This is a genomic window from Mesorhizobium sp. CU3, assembly GCF_006442965.1.
Lineage (GTDB): Bacteria > Pseudomonadota > Alphaproteobacteria > Rhizobiales > Rhizobiaceae > Mesorhizobium.
In genome coordinates, this window is sequence record NZ_VFWX01000040.1 from 1 (window position 1) to 329 (window position 329).

A 329-nucleotide genomic window follows, 5' to 3' on the forward strand; every position below is an offset into this window, starting at 1 on the left:
GAGCCCGTGGCACCCGTGGCGCCGGTCGAACCCGTCGAGCCTGTGGCACCAGTCGAGCCAGTCGCACCGGTCGAGCCTGTTGCGCCGGTCGAGCCTGTTGCGCCCGTGGCACCCGTTGCGCCGGTATCACCAGTCGCTCCGGTTGCGCCCGTGGCACCTGTCGAGCCGGTTGCTCCAGTCGAGCCAGTTGCGCCGGTCGAACCAGTCGCCCCAGTCGAGCCGGTTGCTCCGGTCGAACCAGTCGCACCGGTCGAGCCCGTGGCACCCGTGGCGCCGGTCGAACCCGTCGAGCCTGTGGCACCAGTCGAGCCAGTCGCACCGGTTGAGCC

Annotated in this window: 1 protein-coding gene; it reads right to left on the reverse strand. The window is 71.4% G+C overall.

Annotated features, from left to right (window positions below):
- Positions 1 to 126: 126 nt before the first annotated feature.
- A partial coding sequence (locus FJ988_RS31015; protein WP_210242791.1) for a hypothetical protein occupies positions 127 to 329 on the reverse strand: 203 nt, incomplete at its 5' end.